The following is a 24,783-nucleotide window of genomic DNA, read 5'->3' as shown; positions in this document are numbered from 1 at the left end:
CAACAACTCGTTCGTCGTGCTCGACGAGGCGCAGAACACGACGCCCGAGCAGATGAAGATGTTCCTCACCCGCCTCGGTTCGGGAGGGGCGGGCGGGCTCAGCCGCGCGGAGGCTGGCGGTCGCCGGGCGGGCGGGCGGCCTGGCCGCGGCGCTCGGCGCGGTTCGCGAACTCCCGGGCCTGCTCGCGCTCGAAGTGCTGCGCCTGCTTCTGCTGGTCGTACTCGGTGTACGCGTCCACGATGCGGCCGACCAGGCTGTGGCGCACCACGTCCTCGCTGGTCAGGCGCGAGAAGTGGATGTCGTCGATGCCGTCGAGCACGCGCGTCACGAGACGGAGTCCGCTCGCGCCGGTCGGCAGGTCGACCTGGGTGATGTCGCCGGTGACGACCATCTTGGAGCCGAAGCCGAGGCGGGTGAGGAACATCTTCATCTGCTCGGGCGTCGTGTTCTGCGCCTCGTCGAGCACGACGAACGAGTTGTTGAGCGTGCGCCCGCGCATGTAGGCGAGCGGAGCGACCTCGATCGTGCCGGCCGCGAGCAGCTTCGGGACGATCTCGGGGTCCATCATCTCGTTCAGCGCGTCGTAGAGCGGGCGCAGGTACGGGTCGATCTTGTCGGTGAGCGAGCCGGGCAGGTAGCCCAGCCGCTCCCCCGCCTCGACCGCCGGGCGGGTCAGGATGATCCGCTCGACCTCCTTGCGCTGCAGCGACTGCACGGCCTTCGCCATCGCCAGGTAGGTCTTGCCGGTTCCGGCCGGGCCGATGCCGAAGACGATGGTGTTCTGATCGACCGCGTCGACGTACTCGCGCTGCCCGAGCGTCTTGGGCCTCACGCTCCGTCCGCGTGCCGTGAGGATGGCCTGGCCGAACGCCTCGGCCGGGCTCACCGGCCCGCCGTTCTGCAGGATGCGGGCGGACTCGCGCACGCCCTCCGGGTCGAGATCGTGCCCGCTCGCGGTCATGCGCACCAGTTCTTCCACAAGGCGCGTCGCCGCGGCGACGGGCTCGCGCTCGCCGTCGAGCGTCACCTCGTTGCCGCGCACGTGCACCCGGACATCGGGGAATCGTCCTTCGACCGCTCGGATGAGGCGGTCCTGGGGTCCGAGGAGGCGCACCATCGCGACTCCGTCGACGGCGACGACGCGCCGCGTCGTCTCGGACGCGTCCGCGCCGGGGGCGGGACGCTCGTCGGGGCTCGCGCCCGTGTTCTCAACCGGTGGCAAGGGAGCCTTCCGTCTGGTGGCCGCCCAGGACGTGGGCGTGCACGTGGAACACGGTCTGGCCCGCCTCTTCGCCGGAGTTGAAGACGAGGCGGAACTGACCGTTGCTGTGGGCGTCGGCGAGCGACTGGGCGACCTGCACCATCTCGGCGAGCAGGGCGGGATCGGCGGCGGCGAGGGCGGCGACCGTGGCGTGCTCCTGGGTCTTCGGGAAGACGAGGAGGTGGACGGGCGCCTTCGGCTCGATGTCGGTGATCGCGAGGATGCGCTCGTTCTCGAACACCACATCGGCCGGGATCTCGCCCTGGACGATGCGCGTGAAGACGGTGGGTTCGCTCATGCACTCATCTTAAACGGGGCCCGTGCGCGACGGGCGCCGCGTTCGCCCACGGCACCCTGCTCCGGCGCCCCGAGGCGGCTGTGGAGGAGCGTCACCAGCGGCCCAGGCGGGCCGAGAGGACGGCGATGGCAGCGGGACCTGCGGTCGAGGTGCGCAGGACGGAGTCGCCGAGCGCGACGGCCTCGGCGCCCGCCTCCGCGAGCAGCCGCAGCTCCTCCGGAGCGATGCCGCCCTCGGGCCCGACGACGAGCACCAGGTCGCGTCCGTCCGGGACCACCTGGGAGAGCCGCGCCTGCGCCGAGGGCTCGAGGACCAGCACGCGGGACGTCGCGGCGCGCGCGACGAGACCGCGCACCTGCTCGAGCGGCGCGACCTCGGGCACCCGGGGGCGCAGCGACTGCTTGCTCGCCTCGCGCACGATGGCCCGCCAGCGCTCGCGCCCCTTCTCCTCCTTCGGGCCCGACCACCGCGAGATCGACCGCGCGGCCTGCCACGGGACGACCTCGTCCACCCCGAGCTCGGTCGCCGCCTGCACGGCGAGCTCGTCGCGGTCGCCCTTCGCGAGGGCCTGGACGAGGACAAGGCGCGGGGACGGAACCGGGGACTCCTGCATCGACTCCACGACGAGCACCACTCGCGCCGGCTCCGCGCTCTCGACGACCGCGGTCGCGACGAGTCCGCGCCCGTCACCGACCCGGACGCTCTCGCCCGCGCGGATCCGGCTGACGGTCGCGGCGTGCCGTGCCTCCGCGCCGGTGAGCGCGAGCCGGCCCCCGACGACGAAGCCGCCGGAGTCCAGCGACTCGTCGATGTAGTGGTGCGCCACGGGCTCAGCCCAGGAAGCGGTCGCGGAGCTTGGAGAACAGGCCCTGCTGGAAGTGGGTCAGCGCGGGCTTCTGCGGCTTGTAGTGCTTCGCGAGCTCCTGGACCAGCTCCCGCTCGCGGTGGCCCAGCTTCGTCGGGGTGACGACCTGGATGCCGATGCGGAGGTCGCCGCGTCCGCTGCCCCGCAGGCGCGTGACTCCGCGTCCCTTGATCGTGACGATCTCGGTGCTCTGCGTGCCCGGCTTGATCTCGATCTCGATGTCGCCGTCGAGCGCCTTGAGCGACGCCGTGGAGCCGAGGATCGCGTCCGTCATCTGCACCTCGAGGGTGCAGAGCAGGTCGTCGCCGTTGCGGCTGAAGACGTCGTGGTGCTTGACCTTGATCTCGAGGTACAGGTCGCCGTTGGGGCCGCCGGCCGGGCCGACCTCGCCGCTGCCGGGCATCTGCAGGCGCAGGCCCGTGTCGACTCCCGCGGGGACGTCGACGGGGATGGTGCGGCGGGCGCGGACGCGTCCCTGGCCCTGGCAGGTGGAGCAGGGGGTCGCGATGACGGTGCCGTAGCCGCGGCAGGTGCCGCAGGGGCTCGCCGTCATCACGTTGCCCAGGAGCGAGCGGACCGTGCGCTGGATCTGGCCGGAGCCGTGGCAGATGTCGCAGGTCACCGGCGAGGTGCCGGGCTGGCAGCACGAGCCCTGGCACGTCTCGCAGAGCACCGCCGTGTCGACCTCGAGGTCGCGGTGGGTGCCGAAGATGACCTCGTCGAGCGAGACCTCCACGCGCAGCAGGGCGTCCTGGCCGCGCTCGCGGCGGGAGCGCGGCCCGCGGGACGAGCCCTGCGCGCCCTGCCCGAAGAAGGTCTCGAAGATGTCGCCGAACCCGCCGAAGCCCTGGCCGCCGCCGCCGAAGCCCTCCTGGGGCCCGCGGTCGTACTGCGCCCGCTGCTGGGCGTCGCTCAGGACGTCGTAGGCGTGCGTGACGAGCTTGAAGCGCTCGGAGGCGTCCGCGCTCGGGTTGACGTCGGGGTGCAGCTCGCGGGCGAGTCGGCGGTACGCCTTCTTGATCTCGTCGGCGGAGGCGTCGCGGTCGACGCCCAGCACTTCGTAGTGATCGGCCACAGGTGGCTTCGTCCTTCGTTCGTGGGTCGGTGGGCCGGGCACGGCGCACCGGGGGGATCCGGCGGGGGCCGGGAGGTCGGGCCTACTCCTCGCCGAGGAGGCGGGAGAGGTAGCGGGCGACGGCGCGCACCGCGGTGATGTTGCCGGAGTAGTCCATCCGGATCGGGCCGAGCACGCCCAGGCGCGAGACCTGGCCGCCCGCGGTGTTGTACCCGCTCGTGAGCACCGAGGTCTCCTGCAGCCCGAACGGCGCGTTCTCGCGGCCGATGCGCACCGAGATGCCCCGGGGGTCCGGGGTCATCTCGGCGAAGAGGCGCAGCAGCTCCACCTGCTCCTCGATCGCCTCGAGCACGGGGTAGATGCTGCCCGAGAAGTCCTCCTCGGTGCGGACGAGGTTGGCGGCGCCGGCCATGACCAGGCGGTCCTGCCGGTTGGCGCCGACCTGCTCGAGCAGGGTCTGCACGATCGGCGTCAGCACGTGGCGCCGCTCGGGGCTGAAGCGCTCCGCGACGGAGCCGAGCGTCTCGGCCGCCTGCTGGAGCCCGAGGCCCAGCACGGCCGTGTTGAGCTTCGCGCGGATCTCGCCCAGGAGAGCGTCGTCCACGTCCTCCGGGGTCTCGAGCACGCGCTGGTCGACCCGGCCGGTGTCGGTGATCAGCACCGACAGGAGGCGGCGGGGAGCGAGGGCGACGAGCTCCACGTGGCGCAGCCGCGCGGCCCCGAACGACGGGTACTGCACGAGCGCGACGCTGTTGGTGAGCTGCGAGAGCAGGCGGACGGTCTTGACCAGCACCTCGTCGAGGTCCGGGCTCTGCCCGAGGAACGTCTCGATCGCCTGGCGCTGCGCGGAGGTCAGCGGGCGCAGGTCGGCGAGCTGGTCGACGAAGAGGCGGTAGCCCTTGTCGGTCGGCACGCGGCCGGACGAGGTGTGCGGAGCCGCGATCAGCTCCTCCTCCTCCAGCTGGGCCATCTCGTTGCGGATGGTGGCGGCCGAGACGCCGAACGCGTGGCGCTCGACGATCGACTTGGAGCCCACCGGCTCCCGGTTCGCCACGTAGTCCTGCACGATCACGCGCAGGACCTGGAGACCGCGCTCCGTGACCATACGACCGACCTCCCGCCGGACTCCGAGTGCCCGCGGGCACGACCGTCTGCGGCGCTGACGCCGCGCGGAGCCTGGCACTCCGCAACTCTGAGTGCCAATCATAACCGGGAGGCGGACCGCCCGGCGGGGTTGCGCGGGGATCGGCCGGGGTGCACTCCTGCAGGGCCGCGGGGAGGAGCCCCGTCATCCCCGAGGAGGAGGTCCCGCGCGGCCCGGTGCGGAGGGAGTCGCCGCATGCCACGATGGACGCCGAGCGCACGGGGGACGCCCGTCGCCGCCGCCGGAACGGAGACCATCATGTCGGCCACCCCTCCCCCGCCCCCCGTCTACGGAACCCCGGCTCCGCCGCTGAACCCGGCGGACGAGAAGACCTGGGCGATCGTCACGCACGTGACCGGCATCTTCTTCAGCTTCCTGCCCTCGCTGATCGTCTTCCTGGTCTTCAAGGGGCGCGGACCGTTCCTCGAGGCGCACGCCAAGACGGCCCTCAACTTCCACCTGACGACGCTGATCGCCTACGTCGCCGGGACGATCCTGTCCTTCGTCCTCGTCGGCTTCATCGTGTTCCTGGTCGTGCCGATCCTGGTGATCGTCTTCGCGATCATCGCCTCGGTGCGCGCCAGCGCGGGCGAGTACTACACGTACCCGCTCAGCATCCCGTTCTTCAAGTAGCCGCGGCACCGGGGCGGCGGTGCGCCGGCCGCCCCGGGATCCGGCCTCAGCCGTCGGTGAGGCGGCGCACGACCGCGTCGGCCAGCAGACGGCCGCGCAGGGTCAGCACGATCCGGCCGCCGAGCGCCGCCCGGCCGTCGACGAGGCCGTCGGCGATGAGCCCCGCCACCTCGCTGCGCCGATCGGCGTCGATCGCGTCGATGGGCAGCCCGTCCGCCAGGCGCGAGCGCAGCAGCACGTCCTCCACCCGCCGCGTCCCCGCGTCGAGCGTCTCCCGCCCGGCAGCGGGCGAGACCCCGGTGCTCAGCCGGTCGGCGTAGGCCGCCGGGTGCTTCACGTTCCACCAGCGCACGCCTCCGACGTGGCTGTGCGCGCCGGGACCGACGCCCCACCAGTCGTGGCCGAGCCAGTACGAGAGGTTGTGCCGGGAGCGGTGGGCGTCGTCGCGCGCCCAGTTGCTGACCTCGTACCAGGAGTACCCGGCAGCGGTCAGGCGCGCGTCGGCGAGCTCGTACATGTCGGCGGTGAGGTCGTCGTCCGGGGTCGCGACCTCGCCGCGGCGGATCTGCCGGGCGAGCTTCGTGCCGTCCTCCACGATCAGGGCGTAGGCCGAGAGGTGGTCCGGCCGGTTGGCGAGCGCGGAGTCGAGCGACCGCTCCCAGTCCGCGAGGGACTCCCCCGGCGTGCCGTAGATGAGGTCGAGGCTGACCTGCAGGCCGGCCTCCCGCGCCCACTCGACCACGAGCGGGACCCGCTCCGGGTCGTGGGTGCGCTCGAGCGTGGCGAGGACGTGCGGCACGGCCGACTGCATCCCGAAGCTGACGCGGGTGAAGCCCGCCTCGGCCAGCGCGCGGAGGTAGGAGGCATCGACGGAGTCCGGGTTCGCCTCGGTGGTGATCTCAGCGTCGGGCGCGACCCCGAAGTGGGTGCGGAGGCCGTCCAGCATCCGCACCAGGTCGCCGGCGGGCAGGAGGGTGGGCGTCCCGCCGCCGAAGAAGACCGTGCGGGCGGGGCGCCGGGGCAGGCCCGCGCGCTCGAGCACCTCGGCACCGAGAGCCATCTCGGTGATCGCCTCGTCGGCGTAGTCCTGCTGCTTCGCCCCGCGGAGCTCGGTCGCCGTGTAGGTGTTGAAGTCGCAGTACCCGCAGCGGACCCGGCAGAACGGCACGTGCACGTAGAGGCCGAGGTCCCGCTGCTCCACGCCGTCGACGACGGACGCGGGCAGTCCGCCGTCGAGCGGAGCAGGATCGGCGATCGGGAGGGCGCTCCCCACGTCAGCTGACGCGCGCCGGCAGCAGCGCGCGGAGGTACTTGGCGACCTGGCGCTTCTGCACGGCGCGCAGCACCGGCGCGCCCAGGCGGTAGAGGCGGGTGGAGGGTCGCGAGAAGACCCGGATGACGAGCCAGACCGAGTCGTCCGCGCGCTTCTCGACGACGAAGGACTCCTCGCCGCTCTCGGGGTGGCCCTCGAGGGTGCCGTAGGCGAAGCCGACCTGGTCGGGCTCGTCGACGACGTAGACCACGCGGACCGGGGCGTCGAAGACGCGGCCGAGCAGGGTCACGCGGAGCACGGCGGTCACGCCGGCGGTGATGTAGGGGGTGCCGTCGGGAGCGAAGTGCTCCTCCGTCGGCCGGCTGACGAGGTCGATCGGGGTGCCCGCCGCGTCGAAGTTGACGCCGGTGTACTGCACGCCGCTGCCGCTGGTGATGTCGGTCACCTCGATGCCGCTGCCGCGCTGCACGCCCCAGGTCATCAGGGAGGCGGTGGTGATGGCGAAGCGCTCGTCGCCCGAGCCGAGACGGGCCTCGAAGCGCTCGGCCGTGAAGCCGTCCGGCGGGTACTCGAGCAGGTCGGGTGCCAGAGTGCCGCCGACCGCCGCGTAGGTGACCTGCGGCTGGCCCTCGAAGTTGGAGCGGCGGATGCTCACGTCCCGACCTTCTTCCCGGACTCCTCGAGCGCGGCGCGCGTCGAGTCCGCGCGCCGGGTGGTGCTGTCCATCCGACCCAGCGTATCCGACCGTCGGCGTCCCGAGCCGGGAACGACCGAGGGCCCTCCCCCGCCGGAGCGGGAGGAGGGCCCTCGTCGTGGTGCGGGTCGGTTCAGCTGCAGGGAGTCAGCTTCGCGACGGCGTCCGACAGGGTGCCGGTGCCGCCGAGGAGGACGATGCGCGTCGCTCCGCCTGCCTTGATGCCCTGCAGCACCTTGACCGGCACGCAGGTCGGGGGCACGGCGAAGAGGGGGCTCCCCGTGCGCCCGGCGGCCGCGGCTCCGGCCAGGGCGTCGGGGAAGTTCTCTCCGGTGGCCAGGAACACGGTCTCCGACCCGCGGGGGAAGGCCGTCCGGTTGAGCTGCTCCGAGGTGTCGTAGCGGTCGACCCCGCCGATGCGGCTCACGGTGGGTCCCCCCGGCACAGTGAGGGAGTTCTGGATGCCGGCGCTGACCGACAGCTCGGATCCCGCGATGGTGAGCACCGGAGGCCGGAGCCGCGTCAGGATCCCGACAGTGGTCGGGTCGGCCGCCGGGAGGCCGCCGTTCACGAGGACGACGGGGGCGGAGTTCTTGCCCGCGGCGGCGGTGGCGCTGAGCGCGTCGGGGAATTTCTCGCCGGTCGCGAGCCAGGCCCCCTTCGGCGAGGTGCCGAAGGCGCTCTCGATGATCTTCCGCGACGTGTCGTAGCGGTCGGTGCCTCCGAGGCGGAAGACCCTCCCGTTCGCGTACTGGCCGAGGTCGGTCGCGAGGGCGTCGCTGACGCTGAGGTCGGAGCCGACGACGACGATCCGCTGGGGCTTGAGACGGGTGAGCTCGTCGCGCACGACCTGGCTCACCGAGTCGCGGTCGACCAGGAGGAGCGGGCCGCCCTGCTTCGCGGCGGCGGGACCGGCGCTGAGCGCGTCGGGGAAGTTCGCGCCGGTGGCGATGTAGACGACGGGGACGCCGGGGGTGTCGAAGGTCGCCTTCGAGATCTCGACCGCGGTGCCCTGGCGGTCGGTGCCCGCGAGGCGGACGACCTCCAGGCCGGTGCCCGGCGTCGGGGTGGTGGTCGACGGGACGACGCGCAGCGGCGCGCGCACGATGACGCCGGTGCCGGAAGGCTGCTCCCCGCCGCGGCTGAGTCCCTTCACCTCGACCGACGGGGCGCCGAGCGGCGTCGTGTCGCTGAAGGTGAGGTAGCGGTCGAAGAACTCCTGGGTCGGGGTGATCGCGATGCCCCGGCCGTCCTGCACGACCTTGGGGACGGCCTTCAGGCGGCCACCGTCCTCCGTTCCGACCGTGGCGCTGAGGCCCGCGAGGTCGAAGAAGCCGGGGACACCAGAGTCGAGGACGATGACGTCGCCCGCGCCGGCCTCGGTGACAGTGCCGCCGCCGGCCCAGAATTCGCCGCCGGCGCGCCCGGAGGAGGTGGACGTCGACAGGTCGAGGTCGGCCTCCGCTGACCCGCTCGCAGCAGTCACCTGGAGGTCGGCGGAGAGGGCGAGGACGAAGCCCGTCCGGTCGATGCCGGACGGAGCGTAGGCGTCGGCCGCCTTCTTCTCGGAACCGTTCAGGAGGAGCGACAGCGAGGTGCCGCCGAAGGAGCCGGCGGCGCGCCCGATCGGGATGTCGATCGAGTTGGTGGCGGTGTCGACGACGGATTCGCCGCTCGCGAGGTCCGTCGCGGTGCTCCTCAGCTGCCACGTCACGACCCGGTAGCCGGGGTGCGACCACTCGGTGAAGGTGTCGGGAGCGGTGGAGTCGGGCAGCTCGACGGTCAGCGTGGTCGCGTCTCCGGGCACCAGCAGCGGCTCGGTGCCGCCGAACCGGGCGTTGTCCGACCAGGAGTACGGCGCGGGCGCGACCGGGATCACCTTGTTCGCTGCGGAGGCCGGCCCTGCCGCCACCAGCGATCCCGCTGCGACGGCCGCGATGCTCGCGAGCGCCGCCCCCGTCCTGATCCAGCGCTTCCTCGTGCTCGTAGGCACCACGGACTACCACCCTTCGTCATGGTGGAGGACCGGTCGTCGACGCTGCAGCCCCCCATGCGGATCGATCCCGATCCACGGCCGCGTCCTGGCGTCCGAAAGCTACCGGTCCGCTGTGAGGCGCCGCAATCCCCGAGGACACGATATCCCGGACGGGGGGGGTGCGTCGCCCGTCCGGGAGGGGGGACGGGCGCCGGCGACGGGGCTCGCGCTACTTCTTGTCCTTGGTCTCGACGTCACCCGAGAGCGCGGCGATGAACGCCTCCTGGGGGACCTCGACGCGGCCGACCATCTTCATCCGCTTCTTGCCCTCCTTCTGCTTCTCGAGGAGCTTGCGCTTGCGGGTGATGTCGCCGCCGTAGCACTTGGCCAGGACGTCCTTGCGCATCGCGCTGATCGACTCGCGGGCGATGATCCGGGCGCCGATGGCGGCCTGGATCGGCACCTCGAACTGCTGACGCGGGATCAGCTTGCGCAGGCGCCCCGTCATCAGCACGCCGTAGGCGTAGGCCTTCTCCCGGTGCACGATCGCGCTGAACGCGTCGACCTGCTCGCCCTGCAGCAGGATGTCGACCTTCACGAGGTCGGCCTCCTGCGAGCCGGCGGGCTCGTAGTCGAGCGAGGCGTAGCCGGCGGTCTTGGACTTGAGGTTGTCGAAGAAGTCGAAGACGATCTCGCCGAGGGGCATGTGGTAGCGGATCTCGACCCGGTCCTCGCCCAGGTACTCCATGCCGATCAGGGTCCCGCGGCGGCTCTGGCAGAGCTCCATGATCGTGCCGACGTAGTCCTTCGGCGCGAGGATCGCGGCCTTGACGATCGGCTCCGTGACAGCGGCGATCTTCCCGACGGGGAACTCGCTCGGGTTCGTGACGGTGACGGTCTTCTTGTCCTCCGTCGAGACCTCGTAGATGACCGAGGGCGCCGTCGTGATGAGGTCGAGACCGAACTCGCGCTGCAGGCGCTCGGTGATGATCTCGAGGTGCAGGAGGCCGAGGAACCCGCAGCGGAAGCCGAAGCCGAGCGCCACCGACGTCTCGGGCTCGTAGACGAGCGCCGCGTCCGAGAGCTTGAGCTTGTCGAGCGCCTCGCGCAGGTCCGGGTAGTCGCTGCCGTCGATCGGGTACAGGCCCGAGAAGACCATCGGGAGCGGCTCGGTGTAGCCGGGCAGCGCCTGCGTCGCGGGCTTCGACGCCGTGGTGACGGTGTCGCCGACCTTCGACTGGCGCACGTCCTTCACACCGGTGATCAGGTAGCCCACCTCGCCGACCGCGAGACCCTGCGTCGCGACGGGCTCGGGGCTCGACACGCCGATCTCGAGGATCTCGTGCGTGGCGCGGGTCGACATCATCTGGATCTTCTCGCGCGGCGAGAGCTTGCCGTCGATCATCCGGACGTAGGTGACGACCCCGCGGTAGGCGTCGTACACGGAGTCGAAGATCATGGCGCGCGCAGGGGCGGAGGGGTCGCCGACGGGCGGCGGGATGAGCTCGGTGACGCGGTCGAGCAGCGCCTCGACGCCCATGCCGGTCTTGCCGGAGACGCGGAGGACGTCGTCCGGGTCGCCGCCGATGAGGCTCGCGAGCTCCTTCGCGTACTTCTCGGGGTCCGCGGCCGGCAGGTCGATCTTGTTCAGGACAGGGATGATCGTGAGGTCGTTCTCGAGCGCGAGGTAGAGGTTCGCGAGCGTCTGGGCCTCGATGCCCTGCGCCGCGTCGACCAGGAGGATCGCGCCCTCGCAGGCCGCCAGCGAGCGGCTGACCTCGTAGGAGAAGTCGACGTGCCCCGGAGTGTCGATCATGTTCAGGGCGAACGTGCGCCCGTCGCGCTCCCACGGCATCCGCACGGCCTGCGACTTGATCGTGATGCCGCGCTCGCGCTCGATGTCCATGCGGTCGAGGTACTGCGCGCGCATCGCCCGGTCCTCGACGACACCCGTGATGCCGAGCATCCGGTCGGCGAGGGTGGACTTGCCGTGGTCGATGTGGGCGATGATGCAGAAGTTGCGGATGGACGCCGGATCGGTCGCGGCGGGCTCGAGCCCGGAGTGTGCACGTGGAGACATCGTGGGACCAGTGTCCCATGCCCGGCGGCGGAGGCCGGGACCGGCGGCTACAGATCGAGTCCGTAGGTGCGGGTGGGCTCGACGCCGGGCGGGTTCTCCCGCTCGCCGAGGCGGACGAAGCCCATGCTCTCGTAGAGGGCGTGCGCGGTGGTCATCAGCGTGCCGCTGTTCATCACGACCCGCTGGAGGCCCCGCTCGGCGGCGAGCATCACGACGAACTCGGTGAGCAGCCGCCCGAGACCCCGCCCGCGTGCCTCCGGGGCGACGGCGAGCAGCCGCCAGTCCAGCTCGCCGGGGCGGCCGAGCTCGTACAGGTTCGCGCCCGGGCGCGCAGTGGTGACCGTCGCGAGGATCCGCCCGTCGCCCTCGACGGCGACCCAGACCTCGCCCTCGACGTCGTGCCGGGCGACCGCGGCGACGTCGGCGGCGTACTCCTCCCCCAGCTCGTAGTCGTGGGCGTAGGCGGCGAGCCGCAGGCGCGAGACCTCGTCGTACTCCTGGGCCCGGACGCGCCGGACCAGCACCTCGGCGGCGCTCATCCGCGCACCGGGGCCGGGAGGGCGCGCAGCCCGTGCTCGAGCGCGGCGGGATCCGCGGCGAGGCAGACGCGGATCCAGCCCTCGCCGGTGCGGCCGAAGGCGCTGCCGGGTGCGACGGCGACGAGGGTCTCGAGGAGGAAGGACTCGACCCACGAGGCGACGTCCCCGCCGGTCGCGTGCGCCATGTCGATCCACAGGTAGAACGCGCCCTCGGGCTCGCGGTAGGCGATCCCCCGCTCGTCGAGCACGCCCGTCGCGAGCCGCAGGTTGGCGAGGTAGTGGTCGGAGGCGGCGGCCACCGCGTCCTGCGGCCCGGTCAGAGCGGCGAGGGCGGCGCGCTGGTCCGGAGTGGCGACGCAGCTGATCGCCGCCTCCTGCACCGTGGCCATGATCGACGTGAAGCCGGGAGGCGTCACGAGGTAGCCGACGCGGACGCCGGTCATCGCGTAGGTCTTCGAGAAGGAGAAGACGCTGAGGACGCGGTCGGCGTCGTCCCCGCGCTCCTGCGCGATCGCCGCGAGGCTCACGTGCGGGCGCCCGTAGGTGAAGTACTCGTAGACCTCGTCGCTGAGCACCCACAGGTCGTGGCGCCGGGCGATGTCGAGCAGGCGCTCGAGGACCTCCCTCGGGAACACCACGCCGAGCGGGTTGGACGGGCTGTTGACGATCAGGACGCGGGTCCGGTCCGTGATCAGGCGCTCGACCTCCTCGGGATCGGGGAGGAAGGCGTTCTCGGCGCGCAGCGTGTACGGCACGGGCACGGCGCCGATGGTCCGCGCGTTGGTCGTGAAGACGGTGTAGCCCGGGTCGGGGATGAGCACCTCGTCGCCGGGCCCGAGCAGGAGCGTCATCGCCTGGTGCAGCGCCTGCGTGGCGCCGACGGTCACCCAGACCTGCTCGACGTCCGCCTCGATGCCGTTGTCCCGCGCCAGCTTCTCCACGATGGCCCGCCGGAGCTCGGGGACGCCGCCGTTGGGCCCGTAGCGGGTGTCGTCGGCCGCCCACGCCGCCCGGGCCGCCTCGATGATGTGCGGCGCGGTCGGCACGTCGGGCTCGCCCACCGCGAGGAGCGTCACGCCGTCGAGCCGCAGCGCGATCTCGAACAGGTGGCGGATGCCCGAGGGCGGCACCGCGGAGAGGTGATCGGCGAGACGGGGCACCGGCGTCACGTTACCGGCGGGCCCGGACCGCGAGACGCCACGGCGGTCCGCCTCCCCCGGCGTGTCGCCCCGGCGGCCCCGACCCGGACGGCACCGCACCCGCGGGCGCGGCGCGGTTGAAGGGTGACGACGGGTGCGCTAAAGTTCCTTGTTGGCTTGCGCTCCCCCTCCGGACACCCGGCAGGCGTGGAGTGATCAGAAGCCGGCGACCTCCAGTCGCACCGCAGGGCGTTCAGACGCCCGCGGAAGGGGCACTCCGTCGAGTAGCCGGCTGCACACACGCACATCCGAGAAGAAGGTAATCCACGTGGCAAACATCAAGTCGCAGATCAAGCGCAACCTCACCAACAAGAAGGCGAACGAGCGCAACAAGGCCGTCAAGAGCGAGCTGAAGACCGCCATCCGCTCGGTCCACACCGCCATCGCCGCCGGCGACACCGAGAAGGCCGGCACCGCCCTCGCCTTCGCCGCCAAGAAGCTCGACAAGGCCGCCAGCAAGGGCGTCATCCACAAGAACCAGGCCGCGAACCGCAAGTCGGCCATCGCGAAGCAGGTCGCCGCGCTGTAGTACTGCGCGAAGCTGCAACGACGAAGGGTCCGGCCATTGGCCGGGCCCTTCGTCGTTGCAGCTTCGCGGTCGACGGCCTCCTCGTTCCTCGTCGGCCGTCGCGCGGTCGGCTCACAGGGGTGGTCGCGGTGGGAGGATTGTCCTGCGTTCCGGGTACGACGATCCGCTGACACGCGGATCGCCGGTGACCCTGCGAGGGCATCGTCCGGCTCTCGATCGGCTGCGGCCCGGTCGGCTACCGCGGAGGGTCGCGGGGGGAGGCGCGGAGAGCGTTTCGGGGTACGACGATCCGCTGACACGCGGATCGGCGATGGGCCGTACCGATCTCGACGAGCTCCTCGTGCCTCGTCGCCCGTCGCGCAGTCGGCCTACAGGGGTGGTCGCGGCGGGAGGAGCGGGAAGCGCTCCGGGTACGACGATCCGCTGACACGCGGATCGCCGGTGGGCCGTACCGATCTCGACGGGCTCCTCGTGCCTCGTCGCCCGTCGCGCAGTCGGCTTCCAAGGGTGGTCGCGGTGGGAGGAGCGGGGAGCGTTCCGGGTACGACGATCCGCTGACACGCGGATCGCCGGTGACCCTGCGGGGTCGTCGTCCGACTCTTCGTCGGCCGCGGCGCGACCCTGCGAGGGAAGATGATCCCCTTGGTTGGTGCCGGTCGAGAGGCCGCGGAGCGGCGTACCGAGAACCGCCGGGGACGAGGTCGGTGCGGATCGCGGGAGCAGGGCCTTTCGGGCGGGTCAGAGGCCCCGGGCGGAGACGACGGAGACCATGCGCTCGAGGGCGTACACGGGGTCGCGGGTGGCGCCCTTCACGTTCGCGTCGGCGTCGGCGACCGTCAGGATCGCGGTGCCGAGGCCCTCGCCGGTCCAGCCCTGCAGGTCGCGCCGGGCCCGGTCCACCTGCCACGGAGCGAGGCCCAGACGCGAGGCGACCTGGCCCGAGCCCTCGCGCGAGCCGGCGACCTTCGCCATGGTCCGCAGCTTGCTCGCGAACGCGGCGACGATCGGTACCGGGTCGGCACCGGAGGCGAGGGCGTGGCGGAGCCCGAGCAGCGCCTCGCCGTGACGGCCCGCGATCGCCGAGTCGGCGACGGTGAAGGCCGTGGTCTCGACGCGGCCGCCGTAGTACTTCGCGACGGTCGCCTCGGTGATCTCGCCGGTGACGTCGGACAGCAGCTGCTGGCACGCCGACGCGAGCTCGTCGAGGTCGTCGGAGAAGGCAGACACCAGGGCTCGGACGGCACCGGTGGTCGCCGTGCGGCCGGCGGTGCGGAACTCGGCGATCGCGAAGTCGACCTTGTCGCTCTCGCGCTTGAGCTCGGCGCAGACGATCTCGATGCCGCCGCCCGTGCCCGAGCGGATGGCGTCGAGGAGCTTCTTGCCCCGGTTGCCGCCGCCGTGGCGGAGCACCAGGGTCGCCCCGTCCGCGGGCGCCGAGAGGTAGTCGAGGGTCTCGAGGAGGAACGCGTCCGTGCACTTCTCGACGTTCGAGACGCGGATGAAGCGGGGCTCGTCGAAGAGGGACGGGCTCGCGAGCGTCAGCAGCTCCCCCGGCGCGTAGCCGCCGGCGTCGATGTCGCTGACCTCGAGGCTCGGATCCTCGGCCCGGAGGAACTCACGGAGGAAGCGCAGCGCGCGGTCGGCGAGGAACTGCTCCGGGCCGGTGATCAGCACGATCGGCGCCGGCCGGGTCTGGTTCCAGGCGAGCTGCGGGATCGCCGCCTTCGAGGGCGCTGCCTTCGCGCGCGCCGGGGCCCTGCCTGCCATGCCGTGTCCTTCCGTGCCGCGCCCGTCCGAGCGCCCTCCACCCTACGGCCCGCTCACGGCGCCCCGAGGCCGCCGCGGGAGCCGTCGCGCCGCTCACCCAGACCGCGATCCCGTCGCTGCGGGACGCGAGCACGACCGTACCCTCGACATCCGACCTCAGCGCCTCGACCCCGCGCTCGGCCAGCAGAGCGAGGAGCGACGGATTCGGATGACCGTAGTCGTTCTCCGCCCCGACGGAGATCAGCCCGACGCTCGCGCCGAGCGCGTCGTAGAGGGCGGGCGACTGGTCGCCGGAGCCGTGATGCGCGACCTTGACGACGTCGACCCGGCCGACCGGCAGCCGGGAGACGCGCCCCTGCTCCTGCTCGCCGAGGTCGCCCAGGAGTGCGACGGAGAGCGGGCCGCCGCGGGCGTCCGCGCCGATGTCGACCCGGAGGGTCACGCTCGCCTCGTTGCCCCGCAGCGCGCTCCGCCGCTCCGGCCACTCGACCCGCCAGCGCAGCGAGCCGAGCGCGCCGCTGTCGCCGCGGACCGCCTCCTGCACGGCGACCCCCGCGCCGGTGAGCGCCGCCCGGTCGCGCTCGTCGTCGCGGCCCGCGGCGGGCCCGACGAGCGCGGCGTCGGTCCGTCCGAGGACGGCCTGGAGCCCGCCGACGTGGTCGAGGTCGTAGTGAGTGAGAACCAGCAGCGGGATCCGGTCCACCCCCATCAGGCGGAGGCAGGCCTCGAGCGGTGCGGGCTCGGGCCCCGTGTCGACGAGCAGCACGCCCGCGTCTCCGCGGAGGAGGACCGCGTCGCCCTGCCCGACGTCGCACATCGCGACACGCCAGTCCTCGGGAACCGAGGCGGCGCGGAGGAGCGGCGTGGCGACGGTGGTGCCGCCGGCGGCGGCGATCGCGCACGCCAGCCCGACGGCGGCGATCCGGCGCACCCGCGCGAGCCGCGGTGACTGCGTGACCAGCACGAGACCGAGCAGGGTCAGCACGGTGAGCGCGAGCGCTCCTCCCACTCCGGGCCACCAGGCGATCCTCGGGGCGGGCCACGAGTCGACGGCGCGGGCGATCGAGGCGATCCACCAGGCGGGGACGGCGGCGAGCCGGATCGCCGCGTCGGCGGCTCCGTCCCACCAGGGAGCGAGCAGGCAGCCGATGAGCCCGAGCCCGGTCGCGGCGGGTGCCGCGGGCTCGGCGAGCAGGTTGGCGAGCACTCCGTACACCGGCACCGACGGGTCCACGAGCAGCAGCACGGGCTGGCAGGCGAGCTGCGCCGCGGTCGGCACCGCGAGCAGCAGGGCGAGAGGCCGGGGCAGCACTCGACCGAGAGCGCCCGCGATCGGCTCGGCGAACAGCAGGAGTCCGGCGGTGGCGAGGACGGACAGCACGAAGCCGAGCCTCCCCGCGATCGAGGGGTCGGCGGCCACGAGCACGACGACGGTCGCGAGCAGGGCGGGCACGGCCGCTCCGGAGCGACGCCCGAGCCGCGCGAGGAGGACCACCGTCGCCATCACCGCGGCCCGCACCACGCTCGGCTCGGGGGTCACCAGCACGACGAAGCCGGCGAGCAGGGCGAGGGCGGCGACGGTCCGGAGGCGGCGCCCGGCGCCGAGGAGCGCCGCGATCGTCCAGCCGGCGACCACCACCACGGCGCAGTTGGCGCCCGAGACGGCGGTCAGGTGGGTGAGCGACGCGGTGCGCATCGCCTCCTCGAGCCCCGCGTCGAGCGCGGACGTGTCGCCGGTCGCGAGGCCCGGCAGCAGCCCCGCCACGTCGCCGCCTACCAGCGCCGCGCGCTCGAGGAAGCGCGCGCGCAGCACCTCCGCGACGGCCGCCGCTCCCCCGGGACCGCGCCGGTCCTCGACGGACGCCGCCCTCAGCATCGTCGCCTCGCCGACGGGCGCCTCCTGCGCCGCAGCACGCGCCTCCAGGTCGAGCTCGGCGCCCACCGGCAGCCGACCGCCGGGATCGGCGAGCAGCACGCGGACGGGGGCCGCGGTCGACGCGTCTCCCACCCGCAGCGCCGTCGCGTCGAACCACACTCCCCCGGTCGCGAGCGGTCGGGCACCCGTGTCGACGCGCACGGTGACCGGGGTGAGGGCGCGATCCTCCTGTGCCTCCCGCAGCGACGCCGGGTGGTCACCGGGCGCCGCGGCGACGACGGAGGTGAGGGCGAGGGCGGCACCCGCGCCCCCGACGAGCACCGCTCCGACCAGCCGCCCGCCGAGGCCGCGCCGGAGCAGGACGCACGCCGCCCCGAGCAGCACCCAGCCCGCGGCGCACCACGAGAGGCCCCCGTCGAGCACTGCCGCGACCGGCAGCATCCCGGCCGCCCACGCGGTGGTCCAGGCGGCCACCGCTGCCGGCAGGAGCCGCAGGTCCGCCGCCCGCACGCTCCTCACGGCGCGACCTGGTCGCGGAACGCGGCGAGCGTCTTCTCGCCGATCCCGGGGACCTCGAGCAGCTGGTCGACGGAGGAGAACGGGCCGTTCGCCTCCCGGTGGGCGACGATCTTCTTCGCGGTCGCCGGGCCGATCTCGGGCAGCTCCTCCAGCTGGGCCGCCGTCGCCGTGCTCAGGCTCAGCACGGATCCGGCGGCGGAGGCTCCTCCTGGAGCGGCCCCGCCCGGAGCCGCTCCCGCCGCGGCCGGCGCCGCTCCCACGGCCGGCACGACGATCTGCTCGCCGTCCACGAGCCTCCGGGCCAGGTTGACCGCCGCGCGCTCCGCCGACTCCTGGAACCCTCCGGCGGCGGCGACCGCGTCCGCCACCCGCGCCTCCGGCGACAGGACGTACAGCCCCGGAGAGGCGACCTCGCCGGCCACGTGCACGTACAGCGACTCGACCGCCGCAGCAGCGGGCGCGCTCGTCGACACGGCGGGCTCCAGGACCCGCTCATGACCGCTCGACCGCGCTCCCGCGAGCAGCACCGCGACCACCGCGGCGCCGATGACGAGCACGACCGCCGCTCCCACTCCCACGCGCCAGCGCGGGCGGGCGCGGCGGGGCCGCAGCAGCGCCGTCAACTGCTCGTCGTCCGTCCCGCTGGTCTCTGGCATCCGCCGACGGTAGGACCCGCGTCACCGCCCGGCGCGGCCGCCGACACCGATCCGGGGACAGCCCGCCGGATCGCCTCCCTGTGGAGGAGAGAGCAGCACCGGCGCAGGACGGACGACGGGGCCCCTCCTGCGAGAGGAGGAGCCCCGTCGGGACGGATCGGCGGCTAGACCGCCTTCGTCACCAGGTTCACCAGGCGCGGCGCCCGCACGATCGCCTTCACGACCTCGCGGCCGACGAGAGCCCGGGCGACGCCGGCCGTGGCCCGCGCCTTCTCCTCGAGCTCGTCGGAGGAGATCTTCGGCGAGACCTCGAGCCGGTCGCGGACCTTGCCGTCGACCTGCAGGATCGCCGTGACCTTCTCCTCGACCAGCAGCGACGGGTCGGCCTTGCGCCACAGCGCGTGCGCGACGGTGCCCTCGTAGCCCAGGCGGTGCCACATGTCCTCGGCCGTGTACGGCGCGAACAGGTTGAGAGCCATCGCGACCACCTCGACCGCCTCGCGGACCGCGGGGTCCCCGGCCCCGGCGCCCGAGTCGACGACCTTGCGGGTCGCGTTGACGAGCTCCATCAGCCGCGCGACCACGACGTTGAACTTGAACGCCTCGATCAGCGACGGGGACTCCGCGAGGAAGCGGTGGGTCTGGCGGCGCAGAGCCGCGTCGCCCGACTTCCACTCGACGTCGGGCCTCGAGGTGACGTCCTTCGCCAGGCGCCAGGCGCGGGCGAGGAACTTCGCGCTGCCGCCGGGCGAGACGTCGGCCCAGTCGATGTCGTCCTCCGGCGGGCCGGCGAACGCCATCGTCAGGCGCACGGCGTCGACGCCGAACTCGTCCAGCTGGTCCGAGAGGCGGACGATGTTGCCCTTCGACTTCGACATCGCTGCGCCGTCCATCTGCACCATGCCCTGGTTGAGCAGCGCCGTGAAGGGCTCCGTGAACGACACGTAGCCCAGGTCGAACAGCACCTTGGTGATGAAGCGCGCGTACAGCAGGTGCAGGATCGCGTGCGTCACGCCCCCGACGTACTGGTCGACGGGCGCCCACTTCTCGGCGAGCTTCGGATCGAAGGCCTGCGTGTCGTCCTTCGGCGAGAGGAAGCGGAGGAAGTACCACGAGGAGTCGACGAAGGTGTCCATCGTGTCCGGGTCGCGGCGGGCGGGCGAGCCGTCCACCGGGTGCGGCACGTTCACCCAGTCCTCCGCCGCTCCGAGCGGCGACGATCCCTTCGGCTGCAGGTCGAGGCCGTCGGTGGAGGGCAGGACGACGGGCAGCTGGTCCTCGGGCACCGGCACGAGCTCGCCGTCGGCTCCGTGGATGATCGGGATGGGGGTGCCCCAGTAGCGCTGGCGCGAGATCAGCCAGTCGCGCAGGCGGTAGTTCTTGGCCGAGCGGCCGCGGCCGCGCTCCTCGAGCATCCTGATGACGCGCTCGATGGCGGTGCGCTTGGAGAGCCCGTCGAGCGGCCCGGAGTTGATCAGGCGGCCGTCGCCGGTCAGCGCCTCCCCGGTGGTGGCGGGGTCGAGCGAGTACTCCTCCTCGAGCGCGGCCAGCTCCTCCGGGTCCTCCGGGATGACCGGGATCGCCCCGGTGACGGAGGCGTTGGTGTCGACGACCACGCGCACGGGCAGGTCGAAGGCGCGGGCGAAGTCGAGGTCGCGCTGGTCGTGCGCCGGCACGGCCATGACGGCTCCGTGGCCGTAGTCGGAGAGGACGTAGTCGGCGGCCCAGATCGGCAGCCGCTCGCCGTTCACGGGGTTCACCGCGTAGCGGCCGAGGAACACGCCGGTCTTGGGGCGGTCGGCGGTCAGGCGCTCGATCTCGCTCGACTTCTGCACCGTCTCGAGGTAGCTGCGGAACGCGTCGCGGATCGCGGGCTCGGAGCCCTCGACCAGCTCGGAGGCGAGGTCGGAGTCGGGCGCGACGACCATGAAGGTCGCCCCGTAGAGCGTGTCGGGGCGCGTGGTGAAGACGGTGACGCGTTCGTCACGGCCCTCGATCTCGAACTCGACGTCGGCGCCGATGGAGCGGCCGATCCAGTTGCGCTGCATGGCGATGACCTTCGACGGCCAGGAGCCCTCGAGCTGGTTCAGGTCGTCGAGCAGCCGGTCGGCGTAGTCGGTGATCTTGAAGTACCACTGCGTGAGCTTCTTCTTGACCACGACCGCGCCGGAGCGCTCGGAGGTGCCGTCCGCCAGGACCTGCTCGTTCGCCAGGACCGTCTGGTCCACCGGGTCCCAGTTGACCCAGCTGTCCTTGCGGTAGGCGAGGCCCTTCTCGTACATCTTGAGGAACAGCCACTGGTTCCACTTGTAGTACTCGGGGTCGGAGGTGTGCAGCACGCGGTCCCAGTCGAAGGACGCGGCGTAGCGCTTCATCGAGCGCTTCTGCTGCTCGATGTTGTCGTAGGTCCAGGTGACCGGGTTCAGCCCGCGCTTGATCGCGGCGTTCTCGGCGGGCAGGCCGAAGCTGTCCCAGCCGATCGGGTGGAGGACGTTGAAGCCCTGCTGGCGCCAGTAGCGCGCGATCACGTCACCGAGCGCGTACGCCTCGGCGTGGCCCATGTGCAGGTCGCCCGAGGGGTACGGGAACATGTCGAGCACGTACTTGCGGGGGCGCTTGTCGTCGGGGTCGTCCGTCGCGAACGGGCGCGTCTCCTCCCAGATCGGGAGCCACTTCTCCTGGAGCGCTCGGAAGTCGTAGCGCTCCTCGTCGCTCGCGCCGGTCTGCCGGGAGGTGTCTTCTGCCACAGGTGCTTCTCACTTCTGAAGGAGGGGGAGAACGCGCACGCGTGGGCGGCTGCGTTCGACCATCAACCCTACTGGCCCCGCGCGCACGGCAGACGAACGCGGCGCCCGCTCACTCCTCGGCGGCGCCCAGCACCGCGAGGAGCGCCCGCGCCTTCAGCCGCGTCTCCTCGACCTCCTCCTCCGGCACCGAGAGCGTGGTGATGCCGCCGCCGGTCCCCAGGCGGGCGCGCTCGCCGTCGAGCACGAGGGTGCGGATGGTCATCGCGAGGTCCAGCGAGCCGTCCGAGCCCAGGCGGCCGAAGGCGCCGGAGTAGACGCCGCGGGGACCGCCCTCCCACTCCCGCAGCAGCTCCACCGCCCGGCGCTTGGGCGCTCCCGTCATCGAGCCGGCCGGGAAGAGGGCCGCGATCAGCTCGGCGATCCCGACGCCCGGCGCGCGGCGGGCCGAGACCTCGCTGACCAGCTGGTGGACGTGCGGGTAGCTCTCCACCTCGAGCAGGCGGTCGACGACGACGGAGCCGGGGGCGGCGATCCGGGCGAGGTCGTTGCGGACGAGGTCCACGATCATCACGTTCTCGGCCCGCTCCTTCACGCTCGAGACGAGCTCGTCCCGGAGCGCGCGGTCCTCGTCGGCGTCCCGGCCCCGGGGGCGCGTGCCCTTGATGGGATGCGTGGCGACGCGTCCGTCGGCCCCGCCGGTGAGGAACCGCTCGGGCGAGGCGCTGACGAGCGCGAGCGGGCCGAGGCGGATCAGCCCGCCGTGATGGCTCGGGCTGGAGCGGCGGAGGCGACGGTACGCCTCGACCGGATCGAACCGGCCCTCGACGACGATCTCGTCGGTGAGGCAGAGCTGGTAGGCGTCCCCCGCGCGGATGGCCTCCTGGCAGCGGCCGATCAGCGCCGTGTACTCGGCGGCGGAGTGGCGGCGGACCGGGACGCCGGCGGGCTCGGGATCCGCGGGGTCCGCGGGGGCGGGCGCCCCGACGAGCTCGAGCAGGCGCGCGGTGAGCTCCTGCACGTCTCCCGTGGCGACCAGGCGGACGGTCCGGGCCCCGTGGTCGAACTCGAGCACGGGGTCGCCCCGGAGCAGGGCGAGGGCCGGCGGATCCACGGGGCCGGTCGGCGCCGAGGGCAGGGAGACGGAGGCTGCTCCCGCCTCGTAGGAGATCCAGCCGTAGCGGCCGAGCGCGCGGTCGCCCGCCGGGGCCTCGTCGTCGACCGCGGCGAGCGCCGCCGCCACGTCGCCGCCGGCCTCGACGAGGAGCACGTCCCCGCGGGCGCACGCGCCGAGGTAGGAGCGGCCGCTCGTCGCTCCGAGGCCCGAGTCGAGCCAGAACGACGCCTCGGCCGTGGCGAACAGGGCGTGGTGCGCGAGCTCCGGATCGACCCAGGGCAGCTCGATCGAGCGGACGTGCCGATCCTCCGAGACCACTGGGCTAGCGTAGGCGGTCGTGGACGGCGAGCAGGTTCGGGAGTGGGACGGGCGGGCCCTGACGAGGGTTCCCGAGCCGCCCGGCACCTCCCTGGACGCGGCCGACTCCTGGCTGGTGGACGAGGGACGCGTCCGCGGGCTCGACCTGCACCGCGAGCGGTTCGCCGCCTCCGTCGCCTCGGCGGGCGGGCACCCGGACGTCGAGCCGTTCCTCCACGCCGCGATCGCCGCCCTGCCCCGCGAGGGCCGCTCCTTCCCCCGCGTCGAGCTCTCGGGAGGCGCCCTGCGGCTCCGGCTGCGATCCGCCCCGCCGACGACCCGCTCCGTGGTGCTGTGGACGAGCCCCGTGGATCCGCGCCGGACACCGTCCTGGAAGGGGCCGGACATCGCACGTCTCGCCCTCCTGCGGACGCGCGCGCACGCCGCGGGAGCGGACGAGGCCGTGCTGCTCGACGCCGAGGGCGCCGTCATCGACGGAGCGAGCAGCGCGATCCTGTGGTGGCTGGGCGACGCGCTGGTCGTCCCTCCGGCGACGAGCACCCGCGTGCGCAGCGTGACGGCTCGCACCGTCTCGGTGCTCGCCGGCGCGCTCAGCGTGAACGTGATCGAGGCCCCGGCCGAGCCGGAGTCGCTCGAGGGCCGTGAGGTCTGGACGGCCAACGCCCTGCACGGTCTGCGGCTGGCGACCGCCTGGGCGGACGGACCGGCGCTCGCCGCGGAGCCGGGCCGCCTGGACGCCTGGCGGAAGCGGCTGGACGCTCTCAGGCGGCCTCTCCCGGCGCTCTGACCCGCGGAGGACCTCAGCTCCCGCGCGTCCCCCAGACGGAGGGCCCCCGTTCCGGTCCCACTCGTGCGTCCGCCGTGCGAGCATCGAGTACCCCCTCTTCCGGCCCCCGCCGGCCACTCGAGAAAGTCCTGCGATGACGCGTTCCCCCTCCCCCCGCCCCCTCGCCTCCGGGCTGATCGCGCTCGTCGCGACCGGTGCCCTGCTCTTCGGCGCGACCCCGGCCCTCGCCGCGGAGAACCCGCAGAAGCCCCTGTCCTCCTCCGAGGAGGCGCCGACCGGCCTCGCTCCCGCGAGCGAGTCGCCCGAGGCCGCCCAGCAGACCGCCCGCGCGGCCGTCAGCTACTACAACGCCCTCGTCGGCGGCGAGGAGCTGGCCGCCGGACAGCGGATCGTCTCGGGCACGAACGGCTACTCGTTCCGGATGCAGACCGACGGCAACGCGGTCGTCTACGACCCGCAGGGCCGCCCCACCTTCGCGACGAACACCCAGGGCCGCGGCGACCACCTGGTCATGCAGACCGACGGCAACATGGTCGTCTACTCCGCCAAGGGCGGCCCCGTGTGGAGCACGAACACGATCAACGAGGCGGGAGCCTCGGTGATCATGCAGCCCGACGGCAACCTCGTCGTCTACCGCGAGAACGGCTCGCCCGCCTGGGCGAGCAGCGTCCGCCGCGTCATCGCCGAGCCGGTGACCGACACGCTGTTCACGGAGCAGACCCTCCGCCCCGTCCACCAGCTCACCTCCGCCGACGGCCGCTTCAGCGCCGTCATGCAGAACGACGGCAACTTCGTCGGCTACGGCCCCCAGGGCGCCGTCTGGGGCACCGGCACCGGCGGCTCCGGCAACCGCATCACCATGCAGAAGGACGGCAACGCCGTCATCTACGGCTCCGACGGCTCCGTCAAGTGGTTCTCGGGCACGCGCGGCAAGGACCTCCGCCTGGGCATCAACAACGCCGGCTCGCTGATCATCGTGAACCCGTCCGACGACGTGATCTGGACCAGCCAGGCCGCCTTCCCCTCGACCACCCTCTACGCGGCGAACTCGCTCGAGGCGGGCAGCTTCCTCCGCTCCGCGAACGGCGTCTACCGAGCTGTGATGCAGGCGGACGGGAACTTCGTCGTCTACGGCAAGAACGGCCCGATCTGGGCGTCGAAGACCACCCGCGCAGGCGGCTTCTTCGCCCTCGACACCAGCGGCCAGATCGCCGTGGGCACCGAGACGACGAGCGGATGGTCGGTCGTCCCGCCCGCCGCGTCGGTCGGCCCCTACAAGCTCGTCATGCAGGACGACGGCAACCTCGTCGAGTACGACAGCCGCCGCGCGGTCTGGGCCAGCCGCGGCTGACGCCCTTCCGCCACGACGCCCCCTGGTCCCCGGACCGGGGGGCGTCGTCGTCTCCCCCGCCGTGGGACGATTCCCCCGACCC

General features: G+C 73.0%; 20 protein-coding genes and 1 pseudogene. 5 read left to right on the top strand and 16 right to left on the bottom strand.

The genetic code is table 11. From position 1 onward, the window contains the following. Positions 1-85, top strand: a pseudogene (locus tag C5C37_RS04915) (PhoH family protein); the annotation flags it as partial. A 13-nt stretch (positions 86-98) separates the two neighbouring features. Here the strand turns inward: C5C37_RS04915 and C5C37_RS04910 are convergent. The 5 genes from C5C37_RS04910 to hrcA form a co-directional block, all read right to left on the bottom strand. Further along, positions 99-1,118, bottom strand: a complete 1,020-nt coding sequence (locus tag C5C37_RS04910) for a PhoH family protein (protein ID WP_104225204.1) — start codon at positions 1,116-1,118, stop codon at positions 99-101. Positions 1,119-1,209: 91 nt separating this feature from the next. Then, the gene (locus C5C37_RS04905) at positions 1,210-1,560 is read right to left on the bottom strand and encodes an HIT domain-containing protein (RefSeq protein ID WP_104225201.1); all 351 of its coding nucleotides are present in this window, start codon (positions 1,558-1,560) and stop codon (positions 1,210-1,212) included. Positions 1,561-1,651: 91 nt separating this feature from the next. Beyond that, on the bottom strand, positions 1,652-2,386 hold the full coding sequence (locus C5C37_RS04900; protein ID WP_104248360.1) for a 16S rRNA (uracil(1498)-N(3))-methyltransferase: 735 nt from the start codon (positions 2,384-2,386) through the stop codon (positions 1,652-1,654). A gap of 4 nt (positions 2,387-2,390) precedes the next feature. After that, positions 2,391-3,500: a molecular chaperone DnaJ gene (gene dnaJ, locus C5C37_RS04895; RefSeq protein WP_104225203.1), complete on the bottom strand. Its 1,110-nt coding sequence runs from the start codon at positions 3,498-3,500 to the stop codon at positions 2,391-2,393. Between the two features lie 82 nt (positions 3,501-3,582). Continuing rightward, the gene (hrcA, locus tag C5C37_RS04890) at positions 3,583-4,605 is read right to left on the bottom strand and encodes a heat-inducible transcriptional repressor HrcA (protein ID WP_104223131.1); all 1,023 of its coding nucleotides are present in this window, start codon (positions 4,603-4,605) and stop codon (positions 3,583-3,585) included. 297 nt (positions 4,606-4,902) lie between these two features. On the opposite strand from hrcA, the gene C5C37_RS04885 reads away from it, so the two are divergent. Further along, a complete protein-coding gene (locus tag C5C37_RS04885) occupies positions 4,903-5,277 on the top strand; it encodes a DUF4870 domain-containing protein (RefSeq protein ID WP_104223130.1) in 375 nt (124 codons plus the stop codon). Positions 5,278-5,323: 46 nt separating this feature from the next. Here the strand turns inward: C5C37_RS04885 and hemW are convergent, their stop codons facing one another. The 6 genes from hemW to C5C37_RS04855 form a co-directional block, all read right to left on the bottom strand. Continuing rightward, a complete protein-coding gene (gene hemW / locus C5C37_RS04880) occupies positions 5,324-6,550 on the bottom strand; it encodes a radical SAM family heme chaperone HemW (protein WP_104338548.1) in 1,227 nt (408 codons plus the stop codon). Position 6,551: 1 nt separating this feature from the next. Continuing rightward, positions 6,552-7,205 (bottom strand): DUF1990 family protein, encoded by a 654-nt coding sequence (locus tag C5C37_RS04875; RefSeq protein ID WP_244229440.1) that lies wholly within the window; start codon positions 7,203-7,205, stop codon positions 6,552-6,554. A gap of 172 nt (positions 7,206-7,377) precedes the next feature. Then, a complete protein-coding gene (locus C5C37_RS04870) occupies positions 7,378-9,240 on the bottom strand; it encodes a cell wall-binding repeat-containing protein (protein WP_104338547.1) in 1,863 nt (620 codons plus the stop codon). 208 nt (positions 9,241-9,448) lie between these two features. Beyond that, positions 9,449-11,299, bottom strand: coding sequence for a translation elongation factor 4 (gene lepA, locus C5C37_RS04865; protein WP_104223127.1), 1,851 nt, complete (start codon positions 11,297-11,299; stop codon positions 9,449-9,451). 47 nt (positions 11,300-11,346) lie between these two features. Beyond that, a complete protein-coding gene (locus C5C37_RS04860) occupies positions 11,347-11,838 on the bottom strand; it encodes a GNAT family N-acetyltransferase (protein ID WP_104223126.1) in 492 nt (163 codons plus the stop codon). After that, positions 11,835-12,998, bottom strand: coding sequence for a pyridoxal phosphate-dependent aminotransferase (locus C5C37_RS04855; protein ID WP_104338546.1), 1,164 nt, complete (start codon positions 12,996-12,998; stop codon positions 11,835-11,837). The genes C5C37_RS04860 and C5C37_RS04855 overlap by 4 nt, the downstream gene beginning before the upstream one ends. A 307-nt stretch (positions 12,999-13,305) precedes the next feature. Here C5C37_RS04855 and rpsT point away from each other — a divergent pair, with 307 nt between their 5' ends. Beyond that, complete coding sequence (rpsT, locus tag C5C37_RS04850; protein WP_097165711.1) at positions 13,306-13,566, top strand: 30S ribosomal protein S20; 261 nt, start codon at positions 13,306-13,308, stop codon at positions 13,564-13,566. A gap of 738 nt (positions 13,567-14,304) precedes the next feature. On the opposite strand, the gene holA is transcribed toward rpsT, so the two are convergent. The 5 genes from holA to C5C37_RS04825 form a co-directional block, all read right to left on the bottom strand. After that, positions 14,305-15,282: a DNA polymerase III subunit delta gene (holA, locus tag C5C37_RS17805; protein ID WP_258065692.1), complete on the bottom strand. Its 978-nt coding sequence runs from the start codon at positions 15,280-15,282 to the stop codon at positions 14,305-14,307. Further along, entirely contained in the window at positions 15,182-17,728 is a 2,547-nt protein-coding gene (locus tag C5C37_RS04840) for a ComEC/Rec2 family competence protein (protein ID WP_146085186.1), read from the bottom strand. Before C5C37_RS04840 ends, holA begins: the two co-directional genes overlap by 101 nt. Beyond that, a complete protein-coding gene (locus tag C5C37_RS04835; RefSeq protein ID WP_104255142.1) occupies positions 17,725-18,384 on the bottom strand; it encodes a ComEA family DNA-binding protein in 660 nt (219 codons plus the stop codon). Before C5C37_RS04835 ends, C5C37_RS04840 begins: the two co-directional genes overlap by 4 nt. 164 nt (positions 18,385-18,548) lie before the next feature. After that, positions 18,549-21,131: a leucine--tRNA ligase gene (gene leuS / locus C5C37_RS04830; protein WP_104338544.1), complete on the bottom strand. Its 2,583-nt coding sequence runs from the start codon at positions 21,129-21,131 to the stop codon at positions 18,549-18,551. Positions 21,132-21,240: 109 nt separating this feature from the next. Continuing rightward, complete coding sequence (locus C5C37_RS04825; protein ID WP_104338543.1) at positions 21,241-22,563, bottom strand: anthranilate synthase component I family protein; 1,323 nt, start codon at positions 22,561-22,563, stop codon at positions 21,241-21,243. Positions 22,564-22,582: 19 nt separating this feature from the next. On the opposite strand from C5C37_RS04825, the gene C5C37_RS04820 reads away from it, so the two are divergent. Further along, complete coding sequence (locus C5C37_RS04820) at positions 22,583-23,350, top strand: aminotransferase class IV (protein WP_258074038.1); 768 nt, start codon at positions 22,583-22,585, stop codon at positions 23,348-23,350. A 133-nt stretch (positions 23,351-23,483) separates the two neighbouring features. After that, positions 23,484-24,701 (top strand): hypothetical protein, encoded by a 1,218-nt coding sequence (locus C5C37_RS04815; protein WP_104251260.1) that lies wholly within the window; start codon positions 23,484-23,486, stop codon positions 24,699-24,701. Positions 24,702-24,783 lie beyond the last annotated feature (82 nt).

The organism is Rathayibacter sp. AY1F9 (assembly GCF_002932155.1).
Taxonomy (GTDB): domain Bacteria; phylum Actinomycetota; class Actinomycetes; order Actinomycetales; family Microbacteriaceae; genus Rathayibacter.
This window is presented reverse-complemented; position numbering and strand designations above follow the sequence as displayed.

Bases quoted from the DNA above. Each gene is read 5' to 3' on its own strand.
- hrcA (WP_104223131.1), bottom strand. From the start codon at position 4,605: ATGGTCACGGAGCGCGGTCTCCAGGTCCTGCGCGTGATCGTGCAGGAC.
- C5C37_RS04905 (WP_104225201.1), bottom strand. From the start codon at position 1,560: ATGAGCGAACCCACCGTCTTCACGCGCATCGTCCAGGGCGAGATCCCG.
- lepA (WP_104223127.1), bottom strand. From the start codon at position 11,299: ATGTCTCCACGTGCACACTCCGGGCTCGAGCCCGCCGCGACCGATCCG.
- C5C37_RS04885 (WP_104223130.1), top strand. From the start codon at position 4,903: ATGTCGGCCACCCCTCCCCCGCCCCCCGTCTACGGAACCCCGGCTCCG.
- C5C37_RS04860 (WP_104223126.1), bottom strand. From the start codon at position 11,838: ATGAGCGCCGCCGAGGTGCTGGTCCGGCGCGTCCGGGCCCAGGAGTAC.
- C5C37_RS04835 (WP_104255142.1), bottom strand. From the start codon at position 18,384: ATGCCAGAGACCAGCGGGACGGACGACGAGCAGTTGACGGCGCTGCTG.
- C5C37_RS04910 (WP_104225204.1), bottom strand. From the start codon at position 1,118: ATGGTGCGCCTCCTCGGACCCCAGGACCGCCTCATCCGAGCGGTCGAA.
- C5C37_RS04815 (WP_104251260.1), top strand. From the start codon at position 23,484: ATGACGCGTTCCCCCTCCCCCCGCCCCCTCGCCTCCGGGCTGATCGCG.